Annotated in this window: 22 protein-coding genes and 1 pseudogene; 9 read left to right on the top strand and 14 right to left on the bottom strand. The window is 72.3% G+C overall.

The window, feature by feature from the left end; genetic code table 11:
* The first annotated feature begins 159 nt into the window (after positions 1-159).
* From ACZ5NW_RS06855 to ACZ5NW_RS06845, 3 genes are all read left to right on the top strand, one after another.
* Positions 160-2,325, top strand: a complete 2,166-nt coding sequence (locus ACZ5NW_RS06855) for an FG-GAP repeat domain-containing protein (protein WP_468742650.1) — start codon at positions 160-162, stop codon at positions 2,323-2,325.
* A 159-nt stretch (positions 2,326-2,484) separates the two neighbouring features.
* A complete protein-coding gene (locus tag ACZ5NW_RS06850) occupies positions 2,485-3,417 on the top strand; it encodes an alpha/beta hydrolase (RefSeq protein ID WP_468742649.1) in 933 nt (310 codons plus the stop codon).
* A gap of 16 nt (positions 3,418-3,433) precedes the next feature.
* Positions 3,434-4,153 carry a helix-turn-helix transcriptional regulator gene (locus ACZ5NW_RS06845; RefSeq protein WP_468742648.1) on the top strand — a complete coding sequence of 240 codons (720 nt, stop codon included), beginning with the start codon at positions 3,434-3,436 and terminating at the stop codon, positions 4,151-4,153.
* Positions 4,154-4,190: 37 nt separating this feature from the next.
* Here the strand turns inward: ACZ5NW_RS06845 and ACZ5NW_RS06840 are convergent, their stop codons facing one another.
* A complete protein-coding gene (locus ACZ5NW_RS06840) occupies positions 4,191-5,024 on the bottom strand; it encodes a hypothetical protein (RefSeq protein ID WP_468742647.1) in 834 nt (277 codons plus the stop codon).
* A 227-nt stretch (positions 5,025-5,251) separates the two neighbouring features.
* On the opposite strand from ACZ5NW_RS06840, the gene ACZ5NW_RS06835 reads away from it, so the two are divergent.
* A complete protein-coding gene (locus ACZ5NW_RS06835; protein WP_468742646.1) occupies positions 5,252-6,163 on the top strand; it encodes an SGNH/GDSL hydrolase family protein in 912 nt (303 codons plus the stop codon).
* A gap of 103 nt (positions 6,164-6,266) precedes the next feature.
* Positions 6,267-6,758 carry a peptidylprolyl isomerase gene (locus ACZ5NW_RS06830; protein ID WP_468742645.1) on the top strand — a complete coding sequence of 164 codons (492 nt, stop codon included), beginning with the start codon at positions 6,267-6,269 and terminating at the stop codon, positions 6,756-6,758.
* Between the two features lie 53 nt (positions 6,759-6,811).
* Here ACZ5NW_RS06830 and ACZ5NW_RS06825 read toward each other — a convergent pair whose 3' ends face one another.
* From ACZ5NW_RS06825 to ACZ5NW_RS06805, 5 genes are all read right to left on the bottom strand, one after another.
* On the bottom strand, positions 6,812-9,931 hold the full coding sequence (locus tag ACZ5NW_RS06825; RefSeq protein ID WP_468742644.1) for an SAV_2336 N-terminal domain-related protein: 3,120 nt from the start codon (positions 9,929-9,931) through the stop codon (positions 6,812-6,814).
* Positions 9,928-10,920, bottom strand: a complete 993-nt coding sequence (locus ACZ5NW_RS06820; protein WP_468742643.1) for an AAA family ATPase — start codon at positions 10,918-10,920, stop codon at positions 9,928-9,930. Before ACZ5NW_RS06820 ends, ACZ5NW_RS06825 begins: the two co-directional genes overlap by 4 nt.
* Complete coding sequence (locus tag ACZ5NW_RS06815) at positions 10,917-12,935, bottom strand: VMAP-related conflict system protein (RefSeq protein ID WP_468742642.1); 2,019 nt, start codon at positions 12,933-12,935, stop codon at positions 10,917-10,919. Before ACZ5NW_RS06815 ends, ACZ5NW_RS06820 begins: the two co-directional genes overlap by 4 nt.
* Entirely contained in the window at positions 12,932-13,288 is a 357-nt protein-coding gene (locus ACZ5NW_RS06810) for a CU044_2847 family protein (protein ID WP_468742641.1), read from the bottom strand. The genes ACZ5NW_RS06815 and ACZ5NW_RS06810 overlap by 4 nt, the downstream gene beginning before the upstream one ends.
* 135 nt (positions 13,289-13,423) lie before the next feature.
* Positions 13,424-14,911 (bottom strand): long-chain-fatty-acid--CoA ligase, encoded by a 1,488-nt coding sequence (locus tag ACZ5NW_RS06805; RefSeq protein ID WP_468742640.1) that lies wholly within the window; start codon positions 14,909-14,911, stop codon positions 13,424-13,426.
* A 156-nt stretch (positions 14,912-15,067) separates the two neighbouring features.
* Here ACZ5NW_RS06805 and ACZ5NW_RS06800 point away from each other — a divergent pair, with 156 nt between their 5' ends.
* Positions 15,068-16,234, top strand: coding sequence for a PucR family transcriptional regulator (locus ACZ5NW_RS06800; RefSeq protein WP_468742639.1), 1,167 nt, complete (start codon positions 15,068-15,070; stop codon positions 16,232-16,234).
* Between the two features lie 49 nt (positions 16,235-16,283).
* Here the strand turns inward: ACZ5NW_RS06800 and ACZ5NW_RS06795 are convergent, their stop codons facing one another.
* From ACZ5NW_RS06795 to ACZ5NW_RS06765, 7 genes and pseudogenes are all read right to left on the bottom strand, one after another.
* The gene (locus ACZ5NW_RS06795) at positions 16,284-16,712 is read right to left on the bottom strand and encodes a hypothetical protein (protein WP_468742638.1); all 429 of its coding nucleotides are present in this window, start codon (positions 16,710-16,712) and stop codon (positions 16,284-16,286) included.
* Positions 16,713-16,751: 39 nt separating this feature from the next.
* On the bottom strand, positions 16,752-17,294 hold the full coding sequence (locus ACZ5NW_RS06790) for a DUF2231 domain-containing protein (RefSeq protein WP_468742637.1): 543 nt from the start codon (positions 17,292-17,294) through the stop codon (positions 16,752-16,754).
* Between the two features lie 90 nt (positions 17,295-17,384).
* Entirely contained in the window at positions 17,385-17,735 is a 351-nt protein-coding gene (locus ACZ5NW_RS06785) for an ArsR/SmtB family transcription factor (protein WP_468742636.1), read from the bottom strand.
* Positions 17,736-17,894: 159 nt separating this feature from the next.
* A pseudogene (locus tag ACZ5NW_RS06780) lies at positions 17,895-18,319 on the bottom strand (ATP-binding protein).
* Positions 18,320-18,425: 106 nt separating this feature from the next.
* Complete coding sequence (locus tag ACZ5NW_RS06775) at positions 18,426-20,141, bottom strand: SulP family inorganic anion transporter (RefSeq protein ID WP_468742635.1); 1,716 nt, start codon at positions 20,139-20,141, stop codon at positions 18,426-18,428.
* Positions 20,138-20,479, bottom strand: coding sequence for an ArsR/SmtB family transcription factor (locus tag ACZ5NW_RS06770; RefSeq protein ID WP_468742634.1), 342 nt, complete (start codon positions 20,477-20,479; stop codon positions 20,138-20,140). Before ACZ5NW_RS06770 ends, ACZ5NW_RS06775 begins: the two co-directional genes overlap by 4 nt.
* 182 nt (positions 20,480-20,661) lie before the next feature.
* Positions 20,662-21,021 carry a zinc ribbon domain-containing protein YjdM gene (locus tag ACZ5NW_RS06765; protein ID WP_468742633.1) on the bottom strand — a complete coding sequence of 120 codons (360 nt, stop codon included), beginning with the start codon at positions 21,019-21,021 and terminating at the stop codon, positions 20,662-20,664.
* A 200-nt stretch (positions 21,022-21,221) separates the two neighbouring features.
* Between ACZ5NW_RS06765 and ACZ5NW_RS06760 the strand changes: the two genes are divergently transcribed.
* Entirely contained in the window at positions 21,222-21,425 is a 204-nt protein-coding gene (locus ACZ5NW_RS06760) for a cold-shock protein (RefSeq protein ID WP_468742632.1), read from the top strand.
* Between the two features lie 87 nt (positions 21,426-21,512).
* The gene (locus ACZ5NW_RS06755) at positions 21,513-23,237 is read left to right on the top strand and encodes a DEAD/DEAH box helicase (RefSeq protein WP_468742631.1); all 1,725 of its coding nucleotides are present in this window, start codon (positions 21,513-21,515) and stop codon (positions 23,235-23,237) included.
* A 247-nt stretch (positions 23,238-23,484) separates the two neighbouring features.
* On the opposite strand, the gene ACZ5NW_RS06750 is transcribed toward ACZ5NW_RS06755, so the two are convergent.
* Positions 23,485-24,408: an NADP-dependent oxidoreductase gene (locus tag ACZ5NW_RS06750; protein ID WP_468742630.1), complete on the bottom strand. Its 924-nt coding sequence runs from the start codon at positions 24,406-24,408 to the stop codon at positions 23,485-23,487.
* 135 nt (positions 24,409-24,543) lie between these two features.
* Between ACZ5NW_RS06750 and ACZ5NW_RS06745 the strand changes: the two genes are divergently transcribed.
* Positions 24,544-25,626 (top strand): GlxA family transcriptional regulator, encoded by a 1,083-nt coding sequence (locus ACZ5NW_RS06745; protein ID WP_468742629.1) that lies wholly within the window; start codon positions 24,544-24,546, stop codon positions 25,624-25,626.
* Positions 25,627-25,638: the final 12 nt, after the last annotated feature.

The raw sequence follows: 25,638 nt of genomic DNA, 5'->3' as shown, positions 1-25,638 counted from the left end.
GCTGCACAGTAGCCCGGGCCACTGACGATGCGGGGTGCCCTCGGAGCTGAGCCGGACCCGGGCCGGACGATCATTCAACTGTGTACAACCCATGGCGAGTTCCGAGGGTCATAGCTTCCAAGACGACGAATGGGACTTCTCGTCCACCAGGGGGCTCGCATGACCACGCGCGCGATCAGACACACCTCGCTCACGATCGGAACCGCCGTCGCGCTGGCTGTCGGCGGACTCGGCCTCTCCCCCGGCCCCGCGGCGGCCGCGCCGCGAGCGGCCGACGACGAGATCGTGTTCCCGCTCGGCACCAGGGGCGACCTCAACGGCTATATCGAGACCCTCGCGCTGGGCGGCGGGAAGCTGAGCGTGCTGGGAACGGCCGACCCCGAGGAGAAACGCGGCCTGTGGGAGTTCGACCTCCCGGCCGTCGGCACCCCGCAGCCGGGGCCGCGGCACCTCGCGGCCTCCCAGGTCTGGACGGACTACCCCTGCGAGAACGTCGACCCCGCCGAGTACACGTGCAGCGGGTTCTACTCCGATCTGTGGGCGCTGGGCGACGGCCGGGTCGCCTACATGACGCCGTTCGGCGGCCAGGACGCCATCGGCGGCGGCGCTCCCAAGAGCGAGCTCGGACTCGGCCCGTTCTCCTGGGAGTCTCCGGACCGCGTGGTGGCGGCCGGCGGTTCGTACGTCGCCGTCAACGACCGGGACACCCAGCGCATCGGCTCCTTCGACCCGGCCGTGCCCTACCCGGGGCAGATCCACACCCGCCCGGTCACCGCCGTGTCCATCTGGGGCACGAAGATCTGGAAGCCGGGCAGCACCGCCGGCACGGTCAACTCCTACGACCTGGTCACCAAGGCCGACTCGGCGAACGTGACACTCGGCTCCGGCTGTGTCCCCGACGACCTCCAGGCGGTCGGGCGGTGGCTGTACTGGCGCTGCTCCGCGTCGGGCAAGGCCGGGGTGTGGGACCACACCACCGGCAAGAACATCCCCGTGCCGGGCGCGCTGCCCGCCAAGGTCGGCGACGGCTACCTGATCCAGCGGTCCCAGGACGGGCGCACGGTGACCCTCACCGACTTCCACCTCGGCGGCGGCGCCCCGGCCACCACCACCCCCTTCTTCACGGTCCCCGAGGGGGCGTGGATCGGCATGCTGACCGTCGACCGGTACGGCGGCCATGTGGCCTACGCCGACGGCGAGCGGCTGATCCACATCCGCCCGGTGACGGTGCCGCGGTCGCGGATCAGCCTGTTCGACTGGCGCGCGGACCCCACCGTGGACCTGCGCCAGGCCGGCGACCACCTGTGGGAGGGCACCTGGCGGCTCACCCGCCCGCCCGCGTCCTGGAAGCTCACCCTCAAGGACGCGTACGGCACCACCGTGCGCACCCTGACCGGCACCTCCCACGAGGGCGCCGCCGTCCGCGCCACCTGGGACGGCAAAAGCGACGCGGGCGAGAAGGTGGTGAGCGGCCGCTACCACTGGACCATGACCGTGGACCCGGGCGACGGCGGCGCCGTCCGCACCCTCCCGGCCGGGAGCCTGTGGCTCTCCGGTGGCCGCTCCGCCGTCCGCGACGCCGACACCGACGGATACGGCGAGCTGTACACGATGACCGACTCCGGTCTGCTGGAGGCCCATCGGTTCTCCGACGGCACGCTGTCCAGCTCCCGCGGCTGGTCGGGCTGGAGTCCGGGCACCCGCCTCGTCCCCGTCGGCGACATGACCGGCGACAGCTGCTCCGACCTGCTCGGCAGGACCACCGACGGCAACCTCTACCGGTACTCCGGCGGCTGCACGGGCGTCTACCTGCCGGACGCCGAGCGCACGCTGGTCGGCTCCGGCTGGGGCGGCTTCGACGCCGTCGTCGCCGCCGACGACTTCACCGGCGACCACCGCCCCGACCTGCTGGCCCGCCAGGCCGCGACCGGCTACCTCTATCTGTACAAGTCCAACGCCTACGGCCGTTTCGACGCGGGGGTGCGCGTCGGCAGCGGCTGGAAGGGCTACACGATCGTCGGCGCCGCCGATGTGACCGGCGACGGCATCGGCGACCTCATCGCGCGGGACGCCGGCGGCGAGCTGTGGCGCTACGACGGCAACGGCACCGGGGGCTTCAAGCCGCGGACGCTGGTGTTCCGGGACTGGGGCGCCGGCCGCAACGCGATCATCGCGGTCGGCGATGTGACCGGCGACGGCTTCCCCGACCTCGTCTCCCGTACGACCGACGGCAAGCTCCTGCGGAACAAGGGCTGGGGCGACGGCACATTCGGCTCCACCTACACCCTCGCCTCGGATTGGCAGACGTATCGCGCGCTGTTCTAGACGACTAGTTCCGATGTGAAGCAATGAGCGAGCGTGTGATCGGTGCGCTGGTCTGATTCGCCGGGCCACCAGGATCGCGACGCCCTCGACTTGGACGTGATGCAGTTCACGGGGAAAAGGTGACAGGGTGTTGTCGCAGACAGCTGCGACTGTCGACGCATGACGATCACAGATGAGGACTGCCTCGCCGAGACCCTGACCTTCAACGCCCAGTTCGAGGCTACTGCCGCGAGCCGTCCACCTCGTGGGCAAGCGGTGGATGCAGACGTGCTGGCGCTTCTGCGGCGCAACCGGCTCGGTGGCGACACGCCACCCGTGCGACTGCCGCAGGGCCAGAACCGCGTCGTCGCGGGCGGGGTGAAGGTCCGGGCGTTCGTGCCGGATCACGTCGACGGCGTGTATCTGCACATCCACGGCGGTGGCTGGGCGTTCGGCTCCGCGGACGGGCAGGACGAGAAGCTGTGGCGGCTTGCCGTGGAAGCCCGGCTGGCCGTGATGAGCGTGGACTACCGCCTGGCGCCGGAGCACCCGTTCCCCGCCGGCCCCGACGACTGCGAATCGGCCGCCCGGTGGCTGGTGGACCACACCGAGACCGAGTTCGGTACGGGGCGGCTGTTGATCGGTGGTGAGTCGGCCGGTGCCCACCTGAGTGTCCTGACCCTGCTGCGGCTTCGCGACCGGCACGGCATCACCGGCATGTTCCGTGCGGCCCACCTGGCCTTCGGCCCGTACGACCTGTCGATGACACCGAGCCAGCGGCTGTTCGGCTCCCGGCGGTTGCTGAGCAACTCCGACTCGCTGCGGGGAAGTTACGAGCTCCTCACGCCGGGAATGGGCCCGGAGGAGCGCCGCAACCCGGAGGTCTCGCCGCTGTACGCCGATCTGACCGGCCTGCCGCCCGCCCGGATCGTCGTCGGCACCCAAGACCCGCTGCTGGACGACTCACTCTTCCTGGCTCAGCGGTGGCAGGCGGCCGGGGCGCCCGTGCAACTCGGCGTCGTCGCGGGCGCGATGCACGGCTTCACCCTGTTCCCGTTGACCATCACCGCCCGCGAACAGCAGCGGGAGCGGGACTTCCTGGTCGGCGCGTGACGGTAGCGTCGGGCCCATGAACCGCACTCCTCGGCTCTACGCACTGGTGGAAGAGTTGCGCGCGGCGGCGCCGCGATCGTTGACGGTCGCCGCGCTCGCCGCGCGGTTCGAGGTGAGCACGCGCACGGTGCAGCGCGATCTCCAGGCGCTGATGGAGGCGGGTGTCCCGGTGCGCACCACAACCGGGCGGGGCGGCGGCTGGTCGATCGACCAGGCGATGACTCTCCCGCCGATCCGTTTCACTGCCGAAGAGGCCGCGGCGCTGGTCGCAGCGCTCGCCGTCGCCGACGCCTCCGCCCTCTACGCCGGCGCGGTCCGTACGGCGTCCCAGAAGATCGCGGCCTCGATGACCGGCCCCGCCACGACGGCTGCCGAAGAACTCGCCGCCCGGATCGTCGTGCTGCCGACGCGGACCGCGGAGTCGGTCCGGACCGCGGTGGAGCAGGCTCTCAGCGACGGCACGGTGCTGCGGCTGTCCTACGTCGACGCGGCGGGGCAGGAGAGCGACCGCGACGTTGAACCGGCCGGGCTGCTCACCGCCGACGGCAAGTGGTACCTCATCGCCTGGTGCCGCACGCGGCAGGCGGGTCGAGGCTTCCGACTGGACCGAATAACCACGGCGGCTCCGACCGGTGAGCAGGCGCGCCCCCATGGACTGGCCGACCTGCTGCTCGGCTCGGCCGCCGCCAGCGCGGTGCCGCCCACCGCACTGGCCGCACTCATCCCCCCGTCGTGACCATCGGAACCACTCGTCCGGGAGTCGACGGTCGCTGTCACACGGTCGCGGCCATCCATCCGAAGTAGTTGGTCACGAAGCGGGGGATCTTCTGCCAGCCCCGCTTGGCGCTGCCCCAGGTCCATACGTCGATGTCGAGCCAACTCCCGTTGTCCGACGGGACGAAGGGCCCGGTCATGAGGACGTAGTGGTCGGGGAACGCGATGCCCGGGAACGGGAGGACGTCCGGGCCGGGGCCGGGCTCGAGGTCGTAGATCGCGTTGGCGTTGACGAACAGGACGATGTCGACGTCGCTGGTGGGGATCAGGTTCAGGAGGGGGCCGAGGTCGCCCGGTCCCGCGAGGGCCGTGTTGTCGGCCACCGACGAGTAGAGGTTCGTCGCGCTGAGCCAGCCGGCCAGGGTCCCGGGGAGCGTCAGGCCGGCGACCGAGTCCCCCAGGGTGAAGGGCTGTCCCAGATAGTCGAAGAAGACGTTCTCCGAGTCCCGCAGGGCGCTGAGCAGCATCCAGTCGGTACATTCCGGCATGGCGTTGGGGTGCTGCCCGTTGGTGTTCGAGCGCAGGGAGTTGTAGTCCTGCTCCCGCAGGTCCGTGTCCGGCGCGACCACCAGGGAACCGATGGACGCCGAGCCGCTGCGGAGCATCTCGCACGCGAAGGACGCGGCGGCGACGGGGTCGCGGGCCAGCCAGATACGGAAGAACACGGCGGGCGCGCAGGCGTTGAGGCCACGCTGGTCGAGCAGATCCGGGTTCTGCACCAGTTGCTTGAGCCGCTGGATGACATCCTCCCGGTCGAGCCCCCAGGCGACCGATCGATCCGCTTCCGCGCGGAACGCGTCGACATTGGCCAGAGCCGTGAGGACGTCAGCCATACGGCCACCTTCCATCGAGACCACCCACTCGAAGATGCCCCAAATTACCGCCCTCCATCACGCCTTGCCGGGTTTTCCCCCAAGGCACCGCGCGCCAATTGGTTCGTGTCGGACTATGGTCCTGGCCACATACCGGCCGGTATACAAGCGCAGTCGAACAAGTGCGGGACGTGTCCGGGGTGCGGGCGCGGAGCGTGCCATGACCCGATCCCAGGGGGAGGACTGCGATGGTGCAGAGCACGGCCGGAGCCGGCGGACCGATACGGCGTCGGCGGGCCATCACGCTGGCCGCGGCACTGGGGGCGTGCGCTCTCGTCGCCGCCTCGCCCACGCCCGCGGCGGCCCACGGCACGGGCCATCGCACCGACTACGTCGCGCTCGGCGACTCCTACACCTCCGGCCCCCTGATCCCGCGCCAGGTGGACCCCACCTGCGGGCGCTCGGACCACAACTACCCGTCGGTCGTCGCCGCCTCCCTGCCGTCGATCTCCTTGACCGACGTCAGCTGCGGCGGCGCGACGACCGCCGAGATGTGGCAGCCCCAGGGCACCCACGGCCCCCAGCTCGACGCCGTGAACCGCGACACCGATCTGGTGACCGTGCAGATCGGTGGCAACGACGTCGGATTCGGGTCGATCATCTCCACCTGCGCGGGCGTCGCCGCGCAGGACCCGACCGGCGATCCGTGCCGACGCCACTACGGCGCGTCCGGTGTGGACCAGCTCGCCGTCGCCATCGCCCGGACCGCGCCCAAGGTCGCCCGCGTCCTCAGCGCCGTACACGCTCGCGCGCCGCACGCGCGCGTGCTCGTCGTCGGCTATCCGTCCCTGCTCCCGGACGACGGGATCGGCTGCTTCCCCACGGTGCCGTTCGCCGCCGGCGACTTCACCTATCTGCGCGACACCGAGAAGCGCCTGAATCTGATGCTCCAGCTGGTGGCCCTCTGGAACCGCGCCGAGTACGTCGACACCTACGGACCCACCGTCGGCCACGACATGTGCAAGGCCCCCGAGGACCGCTGGATCGAGCCGCTGCGACCGGCCTCCCCCGCCGCTCCCGCCCACCCGAACGCCAAGGGCGAGGAGGTCATGGCCGGTGCCGTGCTGAAGCGGGTGAGCAAGGGTCGCGGGCCCCGCTGACCGGGGTGCTCGGGGGCGGGGGCACGGGGGTGGCGCGACCGCGCGACGCCGAACACGTGCCCCTGCCGTCACGGGCCGGCCGCTCGACGATAGGTTGACCCGTATGAGCGACAATGTTTATTTCGATATCACCATCAACGACGAGCCGGCCGGACGCATCGAGTTCCAGCTGTTCGACGACGTGGTCCCCCAGACCGCCAGGAACTTCCGTGAGCTGGCCACCGGCCAGCACGGCTTCGGCTACGCCGGCTCCTCGTTCCACCGGGTCATCCCGCAGTTCATGCTCCAGGGCGGCGACTTCACCGCGGGCAACGGCACCGGCGGCAAGAGCATCTACGGCGAGAAGTTCGCGGACGAGAACTTCACGCTCAAGCACGACCGCCCGTACCTGCTGAGCATGGCGAACGCCGGCCGGAACACCAACGGCTCGCAGTTCTTCATCACCACGATCGTCACGGACTGGCTGGACGGCAAGCACGTCGTCTTCGGCGAGGTCGTCAGCGGCCAGGACGTCGTCGACCGGATCGAGTCCCTCGGCAGCCGCAGTGGCTCGACCAGCGCGAAGATCACGATCGCCGCGAGCGGCACGGTCTGACACACCTGCCGGAGCCCCTCGGCGGACGCCGGGGGGCTCCGGGGCACGGGTCCTCAGCGTCCGGTCGGGTCGGCGGGGCCGCCCGGGAGGGGCGGGAGGCGATCGGGGTCGTCGAAGAGGATGGCCAAGTGACGGCCGATGTGGTTGTCCCCGTCGGGGGAGCTGGAGGCCAGGGCCTGGCGGCGCAAGTGCATGACGCGCTCGGCCAGGCCGTCCATGCCGTCCTCCAGGAGCTCGGCGACCGCTGCTCGGAAGGCGGGGTCCGTGCAGTCCTGGTGGTGCCAGATCATCACGGGGACACCGGCGCGTAGTCCGGCCAGCAGCTCGCGGAGGCCGTCACCGGACGGATCCCACGGCGGCCGGCTGAGGATCAGGCACACCACGTCCGGGTCCTCCCTCAGTTCGCGCTCCAGGCGGAACGCGTACTCGGCGTCCTCACGCGGCTCGCTCCAGTGAACGCGACTCTCCCGGGGGTGTGCCTCCAGCTGACGCCACCTGTTGCGCCAGGACCGGTGCCAGGCGGCGCGCCGCAGGCGCTCGAAGCTGCGCACCACGACCGGGTAGTCCAGGGCCAGCGGGATCGCGGCGGCGAAATCGGACTCCCTCACCCACCACTCGACGGGCTCGTTGAGCAACTCCCACGGCAGAACGAACTCGAGTTTCATCGGCTGGCGCAGATCGGCCCACTGCGCCTCGACATCCTCGATCAGCCGCGCCACCGCACCCGGCAGTTCCTCCCGCCTCAGGAACAGCGTCTCGCCGGGTGTGGGATGCCAGCCTCCGGTGTCGGACTGACGCCAGTGCGAGACCACGTAGTGGTCCGCCTGGACGGGGTCCGGCTCGAACTGGATGAGTACATAGGCGGGTGCCATGGAGGGTGCCGGCCCCCAGGGATCCATCTGGCCCCAGACCGCGATTGTTTCGGCCTCCAGGCCCATTTGTAGGGCGCAGGCGATGCTGAACCGGCGCAGCACCTCGGCGGAGTCGGCCTGGCCCTCGTCCACCAGCCGGTCGGTGGCCAGCTTGAGGAAGGCCAGGCTGGGCGGCAGCTCACCTGCCGCGAAGTACATGCCGGCCAGACGCAGGAAGACCTGCCACCCCGTCCGGCACCACGTGGGCAGTTCCTGGACGCGGGACTGGGTAGCGCGGCGGGTCATGACGGCCAGGTCCGAGGGCGGCAGGGAGGACAGCGCGGGCCGCAGGCTGCCGAGGTCGGCGGTGCCGAAGAGGGCGACGGCGTCCCACTCGTCCACCAGTGGCCACAGGGCGGCGAGTACGGACGACTCCCCCTCGATGTACTCCAGGGACCGGGCCAGGCAGGCGAGCCCCTCCGGGACCTCGGTGCAAGTCCTGACCACCTTCCACAGCCAGACACGGTGTGGCTCCGAACCGGGTGGCTCGACACGGAAGCCGAGTTCACGCGAGAGCAAATGGAGCCAGAGGTCCCGTGAGGCGGGATCCCGCGTCGTGGCCGATTCCGTGAGCACTTCCGCCACCTCGGCCAGCAGAGCGTGGCGTACCCCCACCGGACGGTCCGTCGTCCGGGTCGGGGTCTGCGGGGGTCCGGTCTCGGGTTCCGCGGGTTCCGGGTGGCTCGTAGGCGGTTCAGGGCGAGGGTCCGAGCGGGAGCCGTCCGCCGTGCCGCGCAGGGCGATCTCCGCGAAGGGCCGGCCCGGACCGGCCACGGGGACGCCTTCGTCGCCGGTGGGCAGCACGGCGAGGGCCTGGGTGTCCCGGGCATCGCCGGCGTGGGCCGCGAGATAGGCGGAGACCTCGTCGTGGACGCGGTGGGAGTCGGAGCGCCGCAGCGTGCTCAGCAGGATCTCCCGGACGCCGTCGGCGAATTCGTACTCGGGGGTGGCGGAGGTCGGGTCGGTGTGGTGGACGAGGCCGCTGAGAAGGACCTCGGCCAGGTGGGCGGGGCGGGCGTCACGGAGCATGACGCGCTGTACGAGGCGCATGACGGGGAGCGTGAGGGGTGCCGCGGCCAGGCAGCCGGCGAGGCGGTAGGCCTCGGGGGAGGCGTGGGCGCGAAAGGCACGGACCAGGCTGCGTGGGTCGTCGGGAAGGGGTTCGGCGGCGGGCGGGCCGCCCTCGGAGGGGCCGTCGGACGCGCGCGACGCATCGGTCGTCGTGACCATCGCCGGGATGCCGCCGGGCGCGTTCGCGGTAACCAGGTGCACCCAGAGGGCCAGCCAGGAGGGGTGGAGTTCGAGGACGGGTACGGGAACGCCGGCGGCGGGGCCGCTCTGGAGGACGGACAGGTCGGACGAACTCACGCGGAGCAGGGAGTTGGCGCGGCCGGGCGTGTCGGTGTGCAGGCGGACGGGTTCGGGACGCAGCCCGGTGCGCCGCCAGAGCCGTTGCGGGAGGGGCTGGATGATCGCCAAAGGGCCGGCGTGGCCCCAGAGTTCGAGGAGGCGGTCGGCGCGGCCGTCGTACCAGAGGGCCGAGACGCAGTCGCTGACGCACCAGATCGCCTGCCGCCCGGTCGGATCGAGGATCTCGCGAGGGCTGTGCGGTGCGCCGGTGGGTGCGGCCTGGGGCAGCAGACCCGGCGAGCCGTCGAGGGCGGTGTGCAGGTACCAGAGGCGGATGTCGCGGAAGGCGCCGGTGCGTCGGAGCAGGGCCATGAGTTCGCCCACGAGGGGGTGCCAGACGTTCATGGTGGGCCCGGCTTCCACGATGAGCGCGAGACTGAGCCAGCGCTCGGGCTCGGGGCGGGTCGCGGGCAGGAACAGCCGTTCCTCCGCGCTGCGTTCGGCGGTGGCGGTCTCGTCGAGGACGACCCCGTGGCGGGAGGGGACCCGCCGCTTGAGCGGACGCAGAGCGCGCAGGAGGTCGAGCTCGTGGGTGAGCGCCGGTGCGTCGGCGACGCGGACGGAGACGGCCCGTACGGGGCTCGGGCCGTCCGCCGGGGCGGACGCGGTGGCCGTGGTGGGGGCGTGCAGGGTGGCGGGCGTGACGGCCTTGGCGGGTCTGGGGCGGCGAGGCACCCGGCGGGTACGCTCGACGGATTCGGAGGCCGGCGGGTCCACGGGCTCGTGCGGGCTCGTGCCCGGCGCCCCGGCGATATGGGTGGCGAGCCAGAGCGCTTCCGCCGCCTCGCGAGCGGTGGGTTCGACGCCGATCGCGTCGAGAGCGGCGAGGATGTTCTCGAAGTCGGGGTTCATGTCGCGGGCGGGCGGAGCCGGCCGAAGAGCTGATGGGCGAGGTGGTGGCGGTCTCCTCCGCCGCGGGCGGCGTGGAAGGTGAGGTAGAGGGCGTTCAGCAGGTGGTCGGTGGCCAGGTCGTCGGCGTCCCGCCGGTGCAGGAACTCCGTCACCAGGCCGTCCGCCTCCGCACCGATCTCGGCGTCGAGCCTTGCCTCGACGATGCCCATCAGTTCGTCGTGGTCAGGGGGCAGGATCTGTAGCGGGACACAACGGCGGAGGAAGGCGGGCGGGAATTCCCTCTCCTGGTTGCTGGTGAGGACGACGAAGGGAAACGCCCGGCAGCGGACGCGCCCACCGTGGACGACCACACCGTCGGGATCGCGGTCGGCGGTGGACACATGGACCCGCGTCTGTTCGCCCCGGGCGGCGCGCTCCAGTTCGGGGACGGTGAACTCGCCCTCCTCGAAGACGTGGAGCAGGTCGTTGGGAAGGTCGATGTCGCTCTTGTCGATCTCGTCGATCAGCAGCACACGGGGCCGCTCGCGGGGAAGCAGGGCGGTGCCGAGGGGGCCGAGGGTGATGTAGCGGCCGATGTCGGTCTCGGCGTCGTCCTGGTCCCGGGCGGTGGAGACGTCGTGCAGGCGCCGGATGGCGTCGTAGGTGTACAGGCCGTCCTTGAGCGTGGTGCGGCTGGTGACGGGCCAGCGCAGCACCGGGCCGAGGCCCAGTTCGTGGGCGACGGCCAGGGCGAGGGTGGACTTGCCGACGCCGGGCTTGCCGGTCACGAGCAGGGGCCGGCGCAGGTACAGGGCCGCGTTGACGAGGTCGAGGATCTCCGGGTCGGCCTGGTAGCGCGAGGCGCGCACGATGTCGACGGCTGACCACTCGGGCAGTTCGGCGGTGATCGGCGGTCCGCCGTCGAAGGCACGCCATTCCTGCGGTGCCGGGAGTCGTGTGATCCCGTCGTGCGGTGTGCTGGTTCCGCGGAAGATCCGCCAGTCGGTCAACTCGGCTGCCCTCCTTGGGCGGTGTGCTGGGGGTTCCGCAGGGCCGGGGCGGTGTGCTGGGGGCTCCACAGGGCGGGGGCGGTGTGCTGGGGGATCCGCAGGGCGGGGCCGTCGCCGGGCAGTTTGCGGGCGGCGTCGTCCCACAGCAGGACGACGTTCTCCCCGCAGTGGCCGGGGTCGGCGGCGGTGACGGCGTCGATCCGCAATTTCATGATCAGTTCGGGCAGGTCGGCGAAGTCGACGCGGGCGAGTTCCGCGTCGACGGCGGCGCGAAATGTCCCGCCGGCGCAGGCGTCGGCAGTGTCGCCGCATACGGGGGCGGCTGCCTGTCGCCGGCCCGGCGCCGGTCTGAGGCGGCACTGCGCCGGGCACCCGGCGCGGGTCCACACGGCCACCGGGATGCCCGCGTACAGGGCCGTCTCGATGACCTGTTGACGTGCCGTGGTGTCCGGGCTGAAGGGGAGCGCCAGCACGGACAGGGCCGGCTGCTGCTGCAGCCACGCGTAGAACCGTTCGGGGATGACGTCCTCATGACAGTCGACCCAGTCCATCGTCGCCGCGACCCCGTCCGGGGAGCCGTGGCACAGGCGTCGCCAGCGTGCCGTCCAGGACGGGTAGGTCTCCGGTTTCCGGTCCAGGACGCGGAGCACCACGGGGTACTGCCGGCTGACCGGCGCCCACGCCTGGGACAGGTACCAGGTGTCGACGTCGACGGCGCTCAACTCGGCGGTGGGCAGGGCGAATTCCATGAGCACCGTGCTGCTGATCTCGGCCAGTTCCCCCACCGCCCGGGGCACCACGGCCCGGAACTCCTCCTGGGCCTCGGCGAGGGTGAGCGGCCGGTCGTCGCACAGCACCGCGTACGGCGGCTCGGTCACGTCGGGGTACTTCCAGACGCGAAGGAGATAGCGGTCGCCGTCAAGACCTTGGGTGTCCAGATGCACGCTGATCGCCGCGACGCGGTCGGAGGCGGGCCCGGACGGTTCGGCGGCCGGGGGTGGAACCGGCACCCCCAGCCGCTCCGCCACCAGCGCGACCAGCCGGGTGAGGAACGTGGCGTCCCGCCGCGGTACCGCGTCGGCGACCTGCTGGATGAACCGGAGGAGGGGGTGCGGCCCGTCGGGCAGGGGCGGCGCGTCCGCGACTTCGCGGAGGACGTCGGTCATGGTGTCGAGGCGGGAGGCCGGCTCGCCGTAGTCGCGGTGGACCGAGCGCCAGTACAGGGCGGCCGGCGCCAGCCCGGAGCGTTGCGCCGCGCGCAGCAGCGCGGCCTCCTCACGCAGGGACAGCACGCTGCCCGCGGCGTACTCGTGCTGCAGTGCGGCACGCAGCATCCACAGCGGCGTGTCCGGGGGGTTCGGGGCCTTGTTGGCCTTCCACAGCTCGGGAAACTCGTCCCGTAGGACGGACACGTCGAGGGCCAGACCGCCCATCGGCAGGTTCTGGCGGCGGGCGGCGGTCACGACCCCGCACACCTCGCCCCGTTCCAGGTCGAGCACGGGTCCGCCGGACCCCCCGGGCGCCAGCTCACCGTCCCTCATCCGCAGGAGGACCTGTCCCACTCCCGGGATCTCCTGGGGCCCCTCGTACTCCACGGCGCTGACCCCGAGTCCGGGGACCGGGCCGTAGACCGTGCTGAAGCCGACGGCGTAGAGGCGCCGGCCCGGCTGCGGTGGCTCTTCGGCCATCGGGATCCACGGGTGGTCCGGCAGCGGCTCGTCCAGCGTGATCACCGCCACGTCCGGCGGCGTCCACAGACCCTCCCCGCTGTGCGCCGGCGGCAGCGCGACCACCGATCCCTCGGCGCGGCCGTGCGACCAGATGACCTCGGCCCGCCCGGCGGTGGCCCGGCGACCGCCCTCGGACGGCTGTGCGACGACATGGGCGCAGGTGACGACCAGGCCACGGCCGGCGAAGAATCCGGTGCCCCCGCGCAGGCCGGGTCCGGCCACTCTGACGACGAAGCCGCCCAGCAGCTCGAAGACTTCGCGCGGTCCGGCGCCTCTGCGCGTCATCGGCTGCCGGAGACCGAGCCGTTCTGCCATTCCAGCCGTACGCGCAAGGTGGCCGTGGCCTCCCCGTCGACCAGCAGGCACATCACCTGGGAGCCCTTCAGGGCGAATTCGAGCCCGAACTCGGCCTCCACCACATCGGGTCTCACCGACTGCAGGGCGTCCTGCACGGTGGTCGCCACGCCGCGCAGCGCGGCGCTGACCGCGGTGAAGGACAGCGCCTCGCGCAGCCCGACGTTCACCGGCCCGCCGTCATCGAGTCCCGGATCGTCCTCGCCGGCCGCAAGGGGCAGCGCCCTCACCAACACCGCGCCGCCGTCCGGCAGTTGGAGTTCGACGACCTCCGGCTCCGCCATGTGTCCCCCCGCGCGTGCGTGCTGCCGGCCGGAGGACATCGTGGCACGAACGGTCCCCGTGACGACGCGTGTTCCCGCGAATCCGATGAGGGTGGGGGATGCCTGACCCACGGCGCTCCCCCACCCCGGCCGCCGTCAGTGAGCCTGGATCTCCCGCTTGAGGATCTTGCCGCTCGGGCCCATCGGCAGGGCGTCCACCAGCCAGACGTGGCGGGGGTACTTGTAGGCGGCGACCCGCTCGCGGACGAATTCCTGGAGTTCCTCGGGCGTCGCGACGGCGCCGGGCCGCAGGACGACCGCCGCGGCCACCTCCTCGCCGAGCCGCTCGTCGGGCACACCGAGGACCGCGGCGAGGGCGACGGCCGGGTGCTCGTGCAGGACCTCCTCGATCTCGCGCGGGTAGACGTTGTAGCCGCCGCGGATGACCATGTCCTTCTTGCGGTCGACGATGTAGAGGTAGCCGTCCTCGTCCTGGCGGGCCAGGTCGCCGGTGCGCAGCCAGCCGTCGGGGACGGCGGCGGCGGTCTCCTCCGGGAGGTTCCAGTAACCCTTCATCAGGTTCGGTCCGCGCACGGCGAGTTCCCCGATCGCGCCGGGCGCCACGTCCTGTCCCTTGTCGTCGACGAGCCGTACCTCCACGTCCCGGATGGGGGTGCCGATGGAGCCCGGCTTGCGGGGCCGGTCGGGGTGGTTGAAGGAGACGACGGGGCTCGTCTCCGACATGCCGAAGCCCTCCAGGATCACGCAGCCGAAGCGCTCCTCGAAGCCGTGCAGGACCTCCACCGGCAGCGAGGCGCCGCCGGAGACGCACATGCGCAGGCTGGAGACATCGGCCTCGGTGGCGGCCGGGTGCTGGAGCAGCGCCGCGTACATCGTGGGCACCCCCTCGAAGATCGTGGCCCGGTGCTCGGCGATGGCGTCCAGCACCGTCTGCGGGTCGAACCGCGGCACCAATATGAGGGAGGCGCCGCTGCGCACGGCGACGTTCATGGTGCAGGTCTGGCCGAAGATGTGGAACAGCGGCAGACATCCGACGACGACGTCGTCGGGCGTGATCCGCTGCACTTCGGTGACGTTGACGTCGGTGTTGTGGCGCAGCCCGGCGTGGGTGAGGGCCGCGCCCTTGGGGCGGCCGGTGGTGCCGGAGGTGTACAGCAGTACGGCGACGTCGTCGCCGTCCACGGCCGCGGTCTCCGGCAGCGGCTCCCGCTCGGCCAGCACCGCGGCGAAGGCCGCCGGCTCGACACCGATCCGCCGCACCCCGGCGGCGTCCGCTCCCCCGGTTCCCTCGCCGGGCGCCGCGTGCCACTCGAAGAGCAGCACGGCGCCGGAATCACGCAGGTGGTACTCGGTCTCCCGGGTCTTCAGCAGCGGATTGAGCGGTACGACGATCCCGCCGGCGCGGAGGATGCCGTAGTACAGGACGACGAACTCGGGCACGTTCGGCAGCATCAGGGCGACCCGATCGCCGTCGCGCAGGCCCTCGGCCCGCAGCAGCGCGGCGGCCTGTGCGCTCAGCCGGTCCAGCTCCGCGTAGGTGAGGGTCGTCGTCCCCTGCCGCAGCGCGGGGCGCTCGGGCTGCCGACGTGCCGTCTCCACCAGGAATTGAGCCAGATTGGCCATGCTTGCCTCCTCGCATGCATGATCGCGGCGCTTCCGACGCCGCCGATGCTCACGGCATGGTGGCCGCCGGGTCGGCGGTCGTCCATGGCCGGGCACACAGCGCTCGCCGGGGAGGAATTGTGCCGGGGAACAATTCCTCCCCTCTATGCTGCGACGATGGATCTTTCCGAGGTGGGCGGGGCGCTGCGCGAACGCCTGCCCGAACTGGGTGAGCGCATGGCTGAGCGCATCCGCACGGAGGTCGAGTCCTATGCGAACGAGTCGCTGATCCCGTTCGCGTCGCTCAAGGAGTCCTGCCAGGGCAACGCCGACCTGATCCTGCGGCACTTCGCGCTCGGCACGGACGCCGACGTGCGGCCGGCACAGGACACGGGGCGGCTGCGCGCCGAGCAGGGCGTGCCCCTGGCCGACACCCTGCACGCCTACCGGGTCGGCTTCGAGTTCCTGTGGTCGCAGATGGTGGCGGAGGCGCCCCGGCATCCCCAGGTCACCGACACGCATCTGGTGGCCGGATCCTCGGAGATCTGGGCGCTGTTCGGCCGCTACGCGGAGGCCGTGGCCGCCGCCTACCGGGAGTCCAGCGCCGAGCTGGCGCTGCGGCGCGAGGCCCGGCGGTCCGCGCTGGTGGAGGCGCTGTTCACCGGTGCCCTGGCCGGCTCGACCACGCTGTGGGAGGTGGCGCAGCAGCTCGGCCTGCCGGAGCGGGGGCCCTACGCCGTGGTCGCGGCGTCCGTCCCGGATCCGGGCGAGGAGCCGCTGCCCGGCATCGAGGCGGCGCTGCGCGAGGCGCGGCTGCCGTCGGCCTGGCGGTTGCTGCCCGAGGAGCAGATCGGCCTGGTGGCGCTGACCCGGCCCGACGCGGAGGCGGTGGCCCTGAGGGCGCTACGAGGTCGGCGCGCGCGAGTCGGGGTCAGCCCGCGGTTCGACTCGCTGCGGGACACCCCGCAGGCCCTGCGTTTCGCCCGGCTGGCGCTGGCCGGACTGGGCGGCGACGGGCCGGGGGTGGCCTTCTTCGACGACTCCCCGCTCGCCATGGTGGTCGCCGCGGCGCCCGCGGAGGCGGCCCGTCTCGTGCGGGTCGCGCTGGGGCCGCTGCTCGATCTGCCCGAGGCGGAGCGGGCCCGGCTGCTGTGGACCCTGGGGCACTGGTTCGCCGCGGGCGGCCTGACCGCGGAGGCGGCCGAGCGGCTCTACGTGCACCCGAACACGGTTCGTTACCGGCTGCGCCGGATCGAGCGACTGACGCGGCGTTCGCTGACCGATCCGGCGGCCGTCGCCGACATGGGCGCCGCACTGCACGCGCTGCGGCAGATGCCGCGATGACACCGATCGCGGCGAGCGCGGATCTTGCCGCGTCGGCCGGGGGGCGTGGTCAGCTCCCGCCGACCTCCAGTGCGGCCAGCAGCACCAGGACCAGGGTCGTGGCCCCCAGGAGGCCGTGGGCGACGACCACGGGGACCGGCAGATGCCGCTCGGGCGGTGCCGTGGCGCCCGGTGTCGTCGGTGGGGCGGTGCGCCGTACGGGCAGCCAGCGGGCGAAGAGCGTGAAGCCGAGCAGGGCGACGACGACGAGGACTGCGAAGGACGTCCAGGCCAGGCCGTCCTTGTCGGCGGCGAGGTAGACGATCCAGAGGACCAGTCCGGCCGCCGCGAGCAGGAAGTGACCGAAGACGACCGGGGCCGGGAAGTGGGTCCGACCGGTCTCCCGGCCGTGCAGAGCGCCGCCCCCGATCCAGCGGGCGAGCAGGACGAAGCCGCCGAGAGCGGTGATCACCCAGGCGACGAGAGCGGCGATCTCCATGTCGGGCTCCAGCGATGGGGAGGGGAGGGAGGAGCGGCGTCAGGGGGGCGGAGCGGCGCGGAACCCCTCGGCCTGCACGGACTCGTCGGCCACGCGCACGCCGTAGCGATAGGCGAGCTTGCCGCCGAGGTAGCCGGAGACGCCGAGGAAGGCGAGGGACACGGCGGAGAGCGTCAACTGCCCGGCCCCCACGCCCCGTCCCTCGGCGTAGCCGTCGCTCTGGCGCCAGGCGAAGCCGATCGCGTAGGCGATGGTGACGGCCAGGTTCAGCGCCATGTGCACCAGCGCCGTACGGAAGGCGGGGGTGCGGGCGGGGATGGCGAACAGATCGAGGAAGCCGACGCAGGCCGCGGCCAGCGCGCCGAGCACGCCGATAGCGATCAGCCAGGCGGACCCGTGGGCCAGGAAGCCGGGCCGGTCCACGATCTTGGAGGAGATGTCGAAGAGCAGGCTCGACACCCAGGCTCCGATCGGCACGGTGACCATGATCGGATGGAACGGATGCCCGTACGGGCCCGCCAGGGCGCCGCTCACCGGTTCTTTCGCCCGATGAGGATCGTGTAGCTCACTGTGTACCGTCATACGGCACCTCACCTGCGAGTAATTTCACCAACAATTGTTGGTCTTATCCGGACACCGGTCAAGCCCGCTCCGAGTACCCCGCGGGCTGGGCTACGGCTGCTGCTTCCGCTCTCCCTGCGCGGCCTTCAGGTCGGCCAGCAGCTCGGCCTGTCCGGCCAGGACGCCGGAGAGGATGGTGCGGGCGACCCGGAGCAGCTCGGCGACATGGGGGCTGGTGAGCGAGTAGTACACCGTCGAGCCCTCCTTCCGGGTCACCACGAGGTTGGCCCGCCGCAGGACGGCCAGCTGCTGGGAGAGGTGCGCGGGCTCGATACCCACCTGCGGCAGCATCTCCGCGACCGCGTGCTCGCGCTCGCTCAGCAGCTCCAGGACCCGGATGCGGGCCGGATGGCCGAGCGTCTTGAAGAACTCGGCCTTCAGTTGGTACAGCGGCTTGCTCATCGTGCCGTCGCCTCCCCGGCACGACACCGCGACGGCCCCGTCGGCCCGGCCACGGCGCCTGGCATCCACACACTCGTCAACAGCATGCGGCCATCCTCGCGCGCGGCACCGGGAACACCGAATCCGGCGGTGACGCCGCCGTACAACGTCGGGGCCGGCTCACAGGGGCAGGGTGATCCAGATGCTCTTGCCCGAGCCGTCGGCGTCGGCGCGGACCACGGCGGTGCCGCCCAGGGCGAGGACGAGTTCCATGACGGTGGCCAGGCCCCGGTGGCCGGTGCGGTCGGCCGTGCCGTTCAGCGACGGCCGGTGGGGGTGGCGGTCGTGGACGGCGAAGGCCAGGCAGTCCGCGCCCGCCGCGTAGATCACCGTCACCGTCGGAGAGACGGCGGCGGCGTGCCGGACGCTGTTGGTGACCAGCTCGCTCAGGACAGCAGCGCCGGGTCCACGGCGGGATGCCGCAACCCGATCCCCCACTCGGTCAGGGCCTGCTCGGCCGTCTCACGGGCGATGCGTACCGCGGACGGTTCGGTGGGCAGGGTGAGCACGTGCCGGTAGGGCAGGACGTCGAGCTGGAGGGACATCACGCCTCCACGCGGCCGGGCGCGGAGCCGGGACGCGACGGGGTGGCGTACGGGCCGCGCGCCCGTCCGGTGGGGGTCCGTCGGCACGGGGCGGCAGGCGGGGTGCTCATCGCAGGGCTTCCTCGGCGGAGGTTCGGGAGGTGGGGGCGGGCAGCACTCCGGCGGTCTCCAGATGCCGGCGGGCGGCACGGATCGCCTCGGGGGTGGTGGCGTACTCGCGGCCCTCGTCGCGCAGCAGGTCCAGCGCGCCGACGGAGTCCAGGGCCTGGCGCTGGCCGGCGCGTATCCCCGAGGCGAGGACCGTGATGCCCCGGCGCCGCAGCTTCCGCACCGCGTCCTTCAGGACGAGGGCGCCGGTCGCGTCCATGGTCGACACCCGGGACATGCGCAGGATGACCACGCGGACGTCGGCCACCTCGGTCAGCTCCAGCAGGAAGCGGTGGGCGGCGGCGAAGAACAGCGGGCCGTCGATGCGGTACGCCACGATGTGCTCGGCGAGCAGTGTGTGCTCCTCGGCGCTGTGATCGCCGCGGTCCAGGGGCACCTGGTCGAAACGGGCCTGCTTGGCCACCGCGCGCAGCGCCAGGGCGCCGGCGACGACCAGCCCGATGACGACCGCGTAGACGAGGTCGAGGGCGAGCGTCGCGGCGGCGGTCAGGACGAGGATCAGCGCGTCGGAGCGGGTGGCCTTGGCCATCGCCTTGAGCGAGCCGACCTCGACCATGCGGATCGCCGTGGCCAGCAGGACCCCCGCCAACGCCGCGAGCGGGATCTTCGAGACCAGGGGCGCCGCCGCGAAGACGATCGCCGCGAGGATCACGGCATGGGTGAGGGCGGCCAGCCGCGAGCTCGCGCCGGTACGGACGTTGACCGCCGTACGCGCGATCGCGCCGGTCGCCGGTACGCCGCCGAACAGCGGGGCGGCGATGTTGGCGAGGCCCTGGCCGAGCAACTCCCGGTCGGGGTCGTGTTTCTGACCGACCGTCATGCCGTCGGCGACGGACGCCGAGAGCAGGGACTCCAGGGCGGCCAGGGCGGCGACGGCCACGGCGGGGGCGAGCAGGGTGCCCAGCGAGCCGAGGTCGAGGAAGGCCAGCGAGGGCGCGGGCAGGCCGGAGGGCAGGTCGCCGATCGGCTTCGCCGCGTCCAGCCCGGCCGTCCGGGCGACGGCCGTCGCGGCGATCACGGCCAGGATGGAGAAGGGGACCGTGGGCCGCAGCCGGGCGCCGATGAGCATGACCGCGGCCACGGCGACCGCGAGGACGAGAGCGGTCCCGTTCGGGTGCCGAGCGAACTCCTCGATCGCCCGCCAGGTGACGACGAGGACCCGGTCGCCCTCGGGTTTGGGCACGCCGAGCGCGTTCGGGATCTGCTGCAGCCCGATCACGCAGGCGATGCCGAGGGTGAAGCCCTCGACCACGGGGGCCGGAACGTACTGCATGTAGCGGCCGGCCTTCAGCGCGGCCAGTGCCACCAGCATCACGCCGGCCATCAGACCGACGGTGAGGACGCCGGTGGGGCCGTGCTCGGCCGCGATGGGCACGAGGACGACCGTCATGGCTCCGGTCGGCCCCGACACCTGGAGATTCGATCCGCCGAAGAGCGCGGCGAGCGCGCCCGCGACCACGGCGGTCGCCAGGCCCGCCTCGGCGCCCAGTCCGGAGGAGACGCCGAAGCCGAGCGCGAGGGGCAGCGCCACGATCGCCACGGTCAGACCGGCGAGGAGATCCCGGCGCGGGTCGCGGCGCATCTCGGTGAGATCGGTGCGGGTGGGCAGCAGGGCCGTGGTCCGGGCCAGGAGCCGGCTCATCCGCGAGGTCATCGGGCGGTGACCTCCGCTTCCCGCAGTTCGGCCAGCAGCTCGTTCCGCCCGGCGAGCATCTCGGTGAGGATCCGGCGCGCGGCCTTCATCAGCTCGGCCACATCGCCGCCGGCCGGCTCGTAGACGACGGTGGTGCCCTCGCGGGTCGCGGTGACGATGCCCGAGCGGCGCAGCACGGCCAGTTGCTGGGAGAGGGCGGAGGGCTCCACCTCGATAGCGGCGAGCAGGTCGCGCACCGGCATCGGTCCGTCCTGGAGGAGCTCCAGCACCCGTATCCGTACGGGATGGCCCAGCATCCGGAAGAACTCGGCCTTGGCCTGGTACAGCGGAACGGACACGACCCTCGGCCTCCCTGCGGGTCCCGCCCCGGAGGGCGGACGCGTGAGGCTGTGCCCGCGGCTACCTGCGAGCACAGCCAACGTAGCATCTAACCAATTGCGAAATTTAGCAATTCCGCAGCGGACTGCCGCGCCGGGTTCCGGCCCTCGGCGGGGCCGGCGGGTCGGGCCCGTACGGCCCGTCAGCCCTTCTTGACGACGCTGGACTTCAGCTGCATCGCCCCGAAGCCGTCGACCTTGCAGTCGATGTCATGGCCGTCGACACCGTCGACCAGACGGATGTTGCGCACCTTGGTACCGGCCTTGATGCCCGACGGGCTGCCCTTGACCTTCAGCGCCTTGACGACGACCACGGTGTCGCCGTCCTGGAGCACATTGCCCACGGCGTCCTTGACGACGCGCACCCCGGGGGCACCGCCGCCTTCCGCGCCGCTCTCGGCGGGCACCCACTCATGGCCGCACTCCGGGCAGACCACGAGGGCGTTCATCTCGTACGTGTACTCACAGGAGCACCGGGGACAGGGGGGAGGATTCTCGATCACGGGGCCAGGGTAACGGCCCTCCGATCCGCGCGGCCGCGCCACAGCCGGGCGTCGGGCGCCGAGCTGTGCTACTGTTGTGGTGTTGCAGTTGTGGTACCCATGAACCTATGTGCGCCTGACGGGAATGTTTATCCTTCGGGCGCATTATTTGTTTTTCCGGCATCTCCGGATGGGGCCTCTGCCTACAGAAGGAGAAGGTCATGGCACAGGGAACCGTGAAGTGGTTCAACGCCGAAAAGGGTTTCGGCTTCATCGAGCAGGACGGCGGCGGCCCCGACGTCTTCGCCCACTACTCGAACATCGCGGCCCAGGGCTTCCGTGAGCTTCACGAGGGCCAGCGGGTCAGCTTCGACGTCACGCAGGGCCAGAAGGGCCCGCAGGCGGAGAACATCGTCCCCGCCTGATCGCCGGACGCGTATCCACTCACCGGGGTCCGCACCGTCATGGTGCGGACCCCGGTTTGTGCTGTTTTCAGGAAGGCAGATAGCTGCATGTCCCGCAGGTCCCAGAAGCCGAACCGGCGCGCCTCTTCGCCCCGACCGTCCGCCTCGTCGCCCGGATCGTCCGCGCCGTCGACGAGGGAATTCCGGTTGCCGGAAAGCACGACACCCGCACTTCCCCCCGTCGAGGACTTCGCCGGTATGGACATGCCCGCGGGACTGCTGAAGACCCTCACCGCGCAGGGCGTCACCACCCCCTTCCCCATCCAGGCCGCCACCCTGCCCAACTCACTGGCCGGCCGCGACCTGCTGGGGCGCGGACGCACCGGCTCCGGCAAGACGCTGGCGTTCGGACTGGCGCTCCTGGCCCGTACGGCCGGTCGGCGCGCCGAGCCCAAGGCCCCCCTCGCTCTCGTCCTGGTGCCCACCCGGGAACTCGCCCAGCAGGTGGCGGACGCGCTGACCCCCTACGCGACGGCCGTGAACCTGCGGCTGGCCACCGTGGTCGGCGGACTGTCCATCACCAAGCAGGCCGGTACGCTCCGGCGCGGCGCCGATGTGCTCGTCGCGACGCCCGGCAGGCTCAACGACCTCGTGGAACGCGGCGACTGCGTGCTCGACCAGGTCCGCATCACGGTGCTGGACGAGGCCGACCAGATGACCGACATGGGCTTCCTGCCGCAGATCACCAAGCTGATCCAGCAGGTGCGGCCGGACGGCCAGCGCATGCTCTTCTCGGCCACCCTGGACCGCAACATCGACCGCCTGGTGCAGCGGTTCCTGACCGACCCCGTGGTGCACTCCGTGGACCCCTCCGCGGGTGCGGTGACCACCATGGAGCACCATGTGCTCCACCTCTTGGACGAGACCGACAAGAAGGCCGTCACCACGCGCATCGCGGCCCGCGACGGCCGGGTCATCCTCTTCCTCGACACCAAGCGATCCGCCGACCGGCTCGCCAAGCGGCTCCTGGCCGTCGGTGTCCGCGCGGCGGCACTGCACGGAGGCCGCTCCCAGCCGCAGCGCAACCGCACCCTGGAGCAGTTCAAGAACGGCCAGGTCACCGCGCTGGTCGCGACGAACGTCGCGGCGCGGGGCATCCACGTCGACGACCTCGACCTCGTCGTGAACGTCGATCCCCCCACCGATCACAAGGACTACCTCCACCGGGGCGGCCGCACGGCCCGGGCCGGCGGTTCCGGCAGCGTGGTCACGCTGGTCCTGCCCGACCAGAAGCGGGACGTCACCCGCCTCATGTCCGACGCGGGCATCCGGCCCCGGACGGCCCGGGTCACGTCGAGCGACGCGGAACTGGCCACCATCACCGGTGCCCGCGAGCCGTCCGGCGTGGCCATCACCATCGAGGTCCCCCAGCCGGCGGCGCCCCGTGAGGACCAGAAGACCGACGCCAAGCCCGGTAGGCGATCCAGCCGCCGACGCCGCAACGGCGGCGGGACGGACTCGGCGGCGGGCACCGCCACGAGGACCGGCAACCGGGACTCCGGTGGTCGTGATTCCGCCCGCCAGGCAGGAGCGGGTGGTCGTGGCTCCGCCCGCCAGGCGGGATCCGGCGGGGCGACGGGCGGGGCCGGTGCGGCAGGCGGCCGCGGCTCCGACCGCCGGTCCACTGGCGGTGCGGCGACCGGTGCGGCCTCCGGCAAGCCTGCCCGCGGATCCGGCGCCCGGACGACGGCCGGCGGATCCCGCGGCGGCGCCGCCGGAACCGGCGGGAGCAACCCGAACCGCCGAGGCGGCCGCCGCACGGCCTCGAAGTAGCGCCCGACGAAGGATGGACCGGCCGGACCCCGACTGGCGACGGCTTCGGGGACGGTCGCCTGACGCCCGGGCCGGTTCGCCCCGTCCCCCGGGGGTCCGTCGCCTTCGCGACCGGTCCGCCCAGCCCCGTCCCCGGGAGTCCGTCGCCTTTGCAGCCGCGACGCCCACCCCGGGGGGTCACTCGCCTTCACGACCGCGCCGCTCAGCGCCCCCCGCGATCACAAGCGGGCGACGCCACGCGACCCGGTCATGCCACCGTCAGGACGATCTTGCCGGTCGTGCGGCCCTGTTCGCCGAGCTCGTGGGCCTTCGCGGCCTGGGCCAGGGGCAGGACCGTCTCGACCACCGGCTTCAGCTCGCCCCGGTCCACGAGGGCCGCGATCTCGCGCAGGCCCAGGTGGTCCGGCTCGACCAGGACCCACTGGGCCCGTACCCCCGCGTGGGCGGTGGGGAGGTCGTCGGGACCGGGCAGGGTGATCAGGCGGCCGCCGGGCCTGAGCACCTTCAGTGAGCGCTCGGCGGTCTCCCCGCCGAGCCCGTCCAGCACCACGTCGATGTCGGACACGACGTCCTCGAACCGCACCGCGCGGTAGTCGACCATCTCGTCCGCGCCGAGCTCCCGCACCAGGTCGTGCTTGCCCGCGCTGGCCGTGCCGATGACGTACGCACCGCGCGCCTTGGCGATCTGCACCGCGAGGTGGCCGACGCCGCCGGCCGCCGCGTGCACCAGCACCCGCTCCCCGGGGCGCACGTCCGCCGCGTCCACCAGGGCCTGCCAGGCGGTCAGCGCGGCGAGCGGCAGCGCGGCCGCCTCCACGTGCGTCAGCCCCGCCGGCTTCGGGGCGAGGTGCCGGGCCGGCGCCACCACGTACTCGGCGTACGCGCCCGCCTGGCGCGGGAACAGCGGCATCCCGTAGACCTCGTCACCGGGCCGGAAGATCCCGACGCCGGGCCCTACGGCCTCGACGGTGCCGGACACGTCCCAGCCGACCGTCGGGGCCGGGCCCCACTCGATGAGGGCGCCGCTCGCGCGGGTCTTCCAGTCCACCGGGTTCACTCCGGCCGCGTGGACCCGGACCAGGACCTCGTTCAGTCCCGGCTCGGGGCGGTCGACCTCGCGTTCGACCAGGTTCTCGGGTCCGCCCCACTGCTCCACGACCACCGCGCGCATGCTCTCTGCCTCGTTTCCGTACGTCGATTTCGATCGGATCGTCGCCGGGAGGTGCCCGGGCGACGTGCTCCACGATCCGGTAGGCGGGCCCGCCACGGTGTTGGCCGTCCGGCCACCATGTGACAGGATCTGGCCATGAGCGAGATGTGTCGGCCGGTACGGGGGCAGAACGAGGCGGGCCGGACGGCTCCGGCGGGGCGGGCCGACCGCGCGGTCCGGCGGCATCGGATCGCCGTGCTCGCCCTGCCCGGGGTCCCGCCGTTCGAGCTCGGCATCCCGTCCCGTGTCTTCGGCAGCGTGCAGGACGCCGAGGGCCGCCCGCTCTACGAGGTCACCGTCTGCACCGCAGACGGCGAGCCCGTGCTCACCGACGCCGGTTTCAGCCTGCAACCCGCGGCCGGCCCCGAGGCCCTGTCCGCCGCGGACACCGTGATCGTGCCGCCCACGCACGCCATGCCCGAGCTGGGCCGCGGCGGTCCACTGCCGCCCGAGGTCACCGCCGCCATCGCCGGCATCCGGCCCGGCACCCGGCTGGTGTCCATCTGCTCCGGCTCCTACGTGCTCGCCGCGGCCGGACTGCTCGACGGCCGGCCGGCCACCACCCACTGGAACCTGGCCCCGGAGTTCCGCCGGGCCTACCCCGGCGTCAAGGTCGACGAGGAGGTCCTCTTCGTCGACGACGGCGACGTACTGACCTCCGCGGGCGTGGCCGCCGGTGTCGACCTGTGTCTGCACATGATCCGCCGCGACCACGGCGCGGCCGCCGCCAACCGGGCCGCCCGCATGTGTGTCGTGCCGCCGTGGCGGGACGGCGGACAGGCCCAGTTCATCGACCGCCCGGTCCCCGCGCCCACCGTCGCCAGCACCACCGCCACCCGGGCCTGGGCCCTGGAGCACCTCGGTGAACCGCTGTCCCTCGCCCAGCTCGCCGAGCACGCCCGGATGAGCCTGCGCTCCTTCACCCGGCGTTTCCGGGACGAGGTCGGCATGACCCCGGTGCAGTGGCTCACCGCTCAACGCCTCGAACTGGCCAAGCAGTTGCTGGAGACCACCGATCTGCCGATCGACCTGGTGGCGCACCGGTCCGGCTTCGGCTCCGGCAACTCCCTGCGGGCGCACATGAGATCGTCCTTCGGCGTCTCCCCCGCCGCCTACCGCCGCACCTTCAGCCCCCATGACAGGCCTGAGGCCTCACCCGTGGCCGCCGGTCACGGGTGAGGCGCGAAGAGA

The sequence above is a fragment of the Streptomyces sp. NPDC032126 genome, assembly GCF_055580085.1.
The sequence above is the reverse complement of the archived record's forward strand: the minus strand, read 5'-3'. Positions and strand labels throughout refer to the sequence as shown.

Excerpts from the sequence above, each read along its gene's own strand:
- ACZ5NW_RS06840 (WP_468742647.1), bottom strand. The coding sequence starts at position 5,024 with ATGGCTGACGTCCTCACGGCTCTGGCCAATGTCGACGCGTTCCGCGCG.
- ACZ5NW_RS06850 (WP_468742649.1), top strand. The coding sequence starts at position 2,485 with ATGACGATCACAGATGAGGACTGCCTCGCCGAGACCCTGACCTTCAAC.
- ACZ5NW_RS06785 (WP_468742636.1), bottom strand. The coding sequence starts at position 17,735 with ATGAGCAAGCCGCTGTACCAACTGAAGGCCGAGTTCTTCAAGACGCTC.
- ACZ5NW_RS06815 (WP_468742642.1), bottom strand. The coding sequence starts at position 12,935 with ATGACGCGCAGAGGCGCCGGACCGCGCGAAGTCTTCGAGCTGCTGGGC.
- ACZ5NW_RS06845 (WP_468742648.1), top strand. The coding sequence starts at position 3,434 with ATGAACCGCACTCCTCGGCTCTACGCACTGGTGGAAGAGTTGCGCGCG.
- ACZ5NW_RS06830 (WP_468742645.1), top strand. The coding sequence starts at position 6,267 with ATGAGCGACAATGTTTATTTCGATATCACCATCAACGACGAGCCGGCC.
- ACZ5NW_RS06825 (WP_468742644.1), bottom strand. The coding sequence starts at position 9,931 with ATGAACCCCGACTTCGAGAACATCCTCGCCGCTCTCGACGCGATCGGC.
- ACZ5NW_RS06855 (WP_468742650.1), top strand. The coding sequence starts at position 160 with ATGACCACGCGCGCGATCAGACACACCTCGCTCACGATCGGAACCGCC.
- ACZ5NW_RS06760 (WP_468742632.1), top strand. The coding sequence starts at position 21,222 with ATGGCACAGGGAACCGTGAAGTGGTTCAACGCCGAAAAGGGTTTCGGC.
- ACZ5NW_RS06775 (WP_468742635.1), bottom strand. The coding sequence starts at position 20,141 with ATGACCTCGCGGATGAGCCGGCTCCTGGCCCGGACCACGGCCCTGCTG.
- ACZ5NW_RS06800 (WP_468742639.1), top strand. The coding sequence starts at position 15,068 with ATGGATCTTTCCGAGGTGGGCGGGGCGCTGCGCGAACGCCTGCCCGAA.
- ACZ5NW_RS06835 (WP_468742646.1), top strand. The coding sequence starts at position 5,252 with ATGGTGCAGAGCACGGCCGGAGCCGGCGGACCGATACGGCGTCGGCGG.
- ACZ5NW_RS06805 (WP_468742640.1), bottom strand. The coding sequence starts at position 14,911 with ATGGCCAATCTGGCTCAATTCCTGGTGGAGACGGCACGTCGGCAGCCC.
- ACZ5NW_RS06810 (WP_468742641.1), bottom strand. The coding sequence starts at position 13,288 with ATGGCGGAGCCGGAGGTCGTCGAACTCCAACTGCCGGACGGCGGCGCG.
- ACZ5NW_RS06745 (WP_468742629.1), top strand. The coding sequence starts at position 24,544 with ATGAGCGAGATGTGTCGGCCGGTACGGGGGCAGAACGAGGCGGGCCGG.
- ACZ5NW_RS06795 (WP_468742638.1), bottom strand. The coding sequence starts at position 16,712 with ATGGAGATCGCCGCTCTCGTCGCCTGGGTGATCACCGCTCTCGGCGGC.
- ACZ5NW_RS06755 (WP_468742631.1), top strand. The coding sequence starts at position 21,513 with ATGTCCCGCAGGTCCCAGAAGCCGAACCGGCGCGCCTCTTCGCCCCGA.
- ACZ5NW_RS06790 (WP_468742637.1), bottom strand. The coding sequence starts at position 17,294 with ATGACGGTACACAGTGAGCTACACGATCCTCATCGGGCGAAAGAACCG.
- ACZ5NW_RS06750 (WP_468742630.1), bottom strand. The coding sequence starts at position 24,408 with ATGCGCGCGGTGGTCGTGGAGCAGTGGGGCGGACCCGAGAACCTGGTC.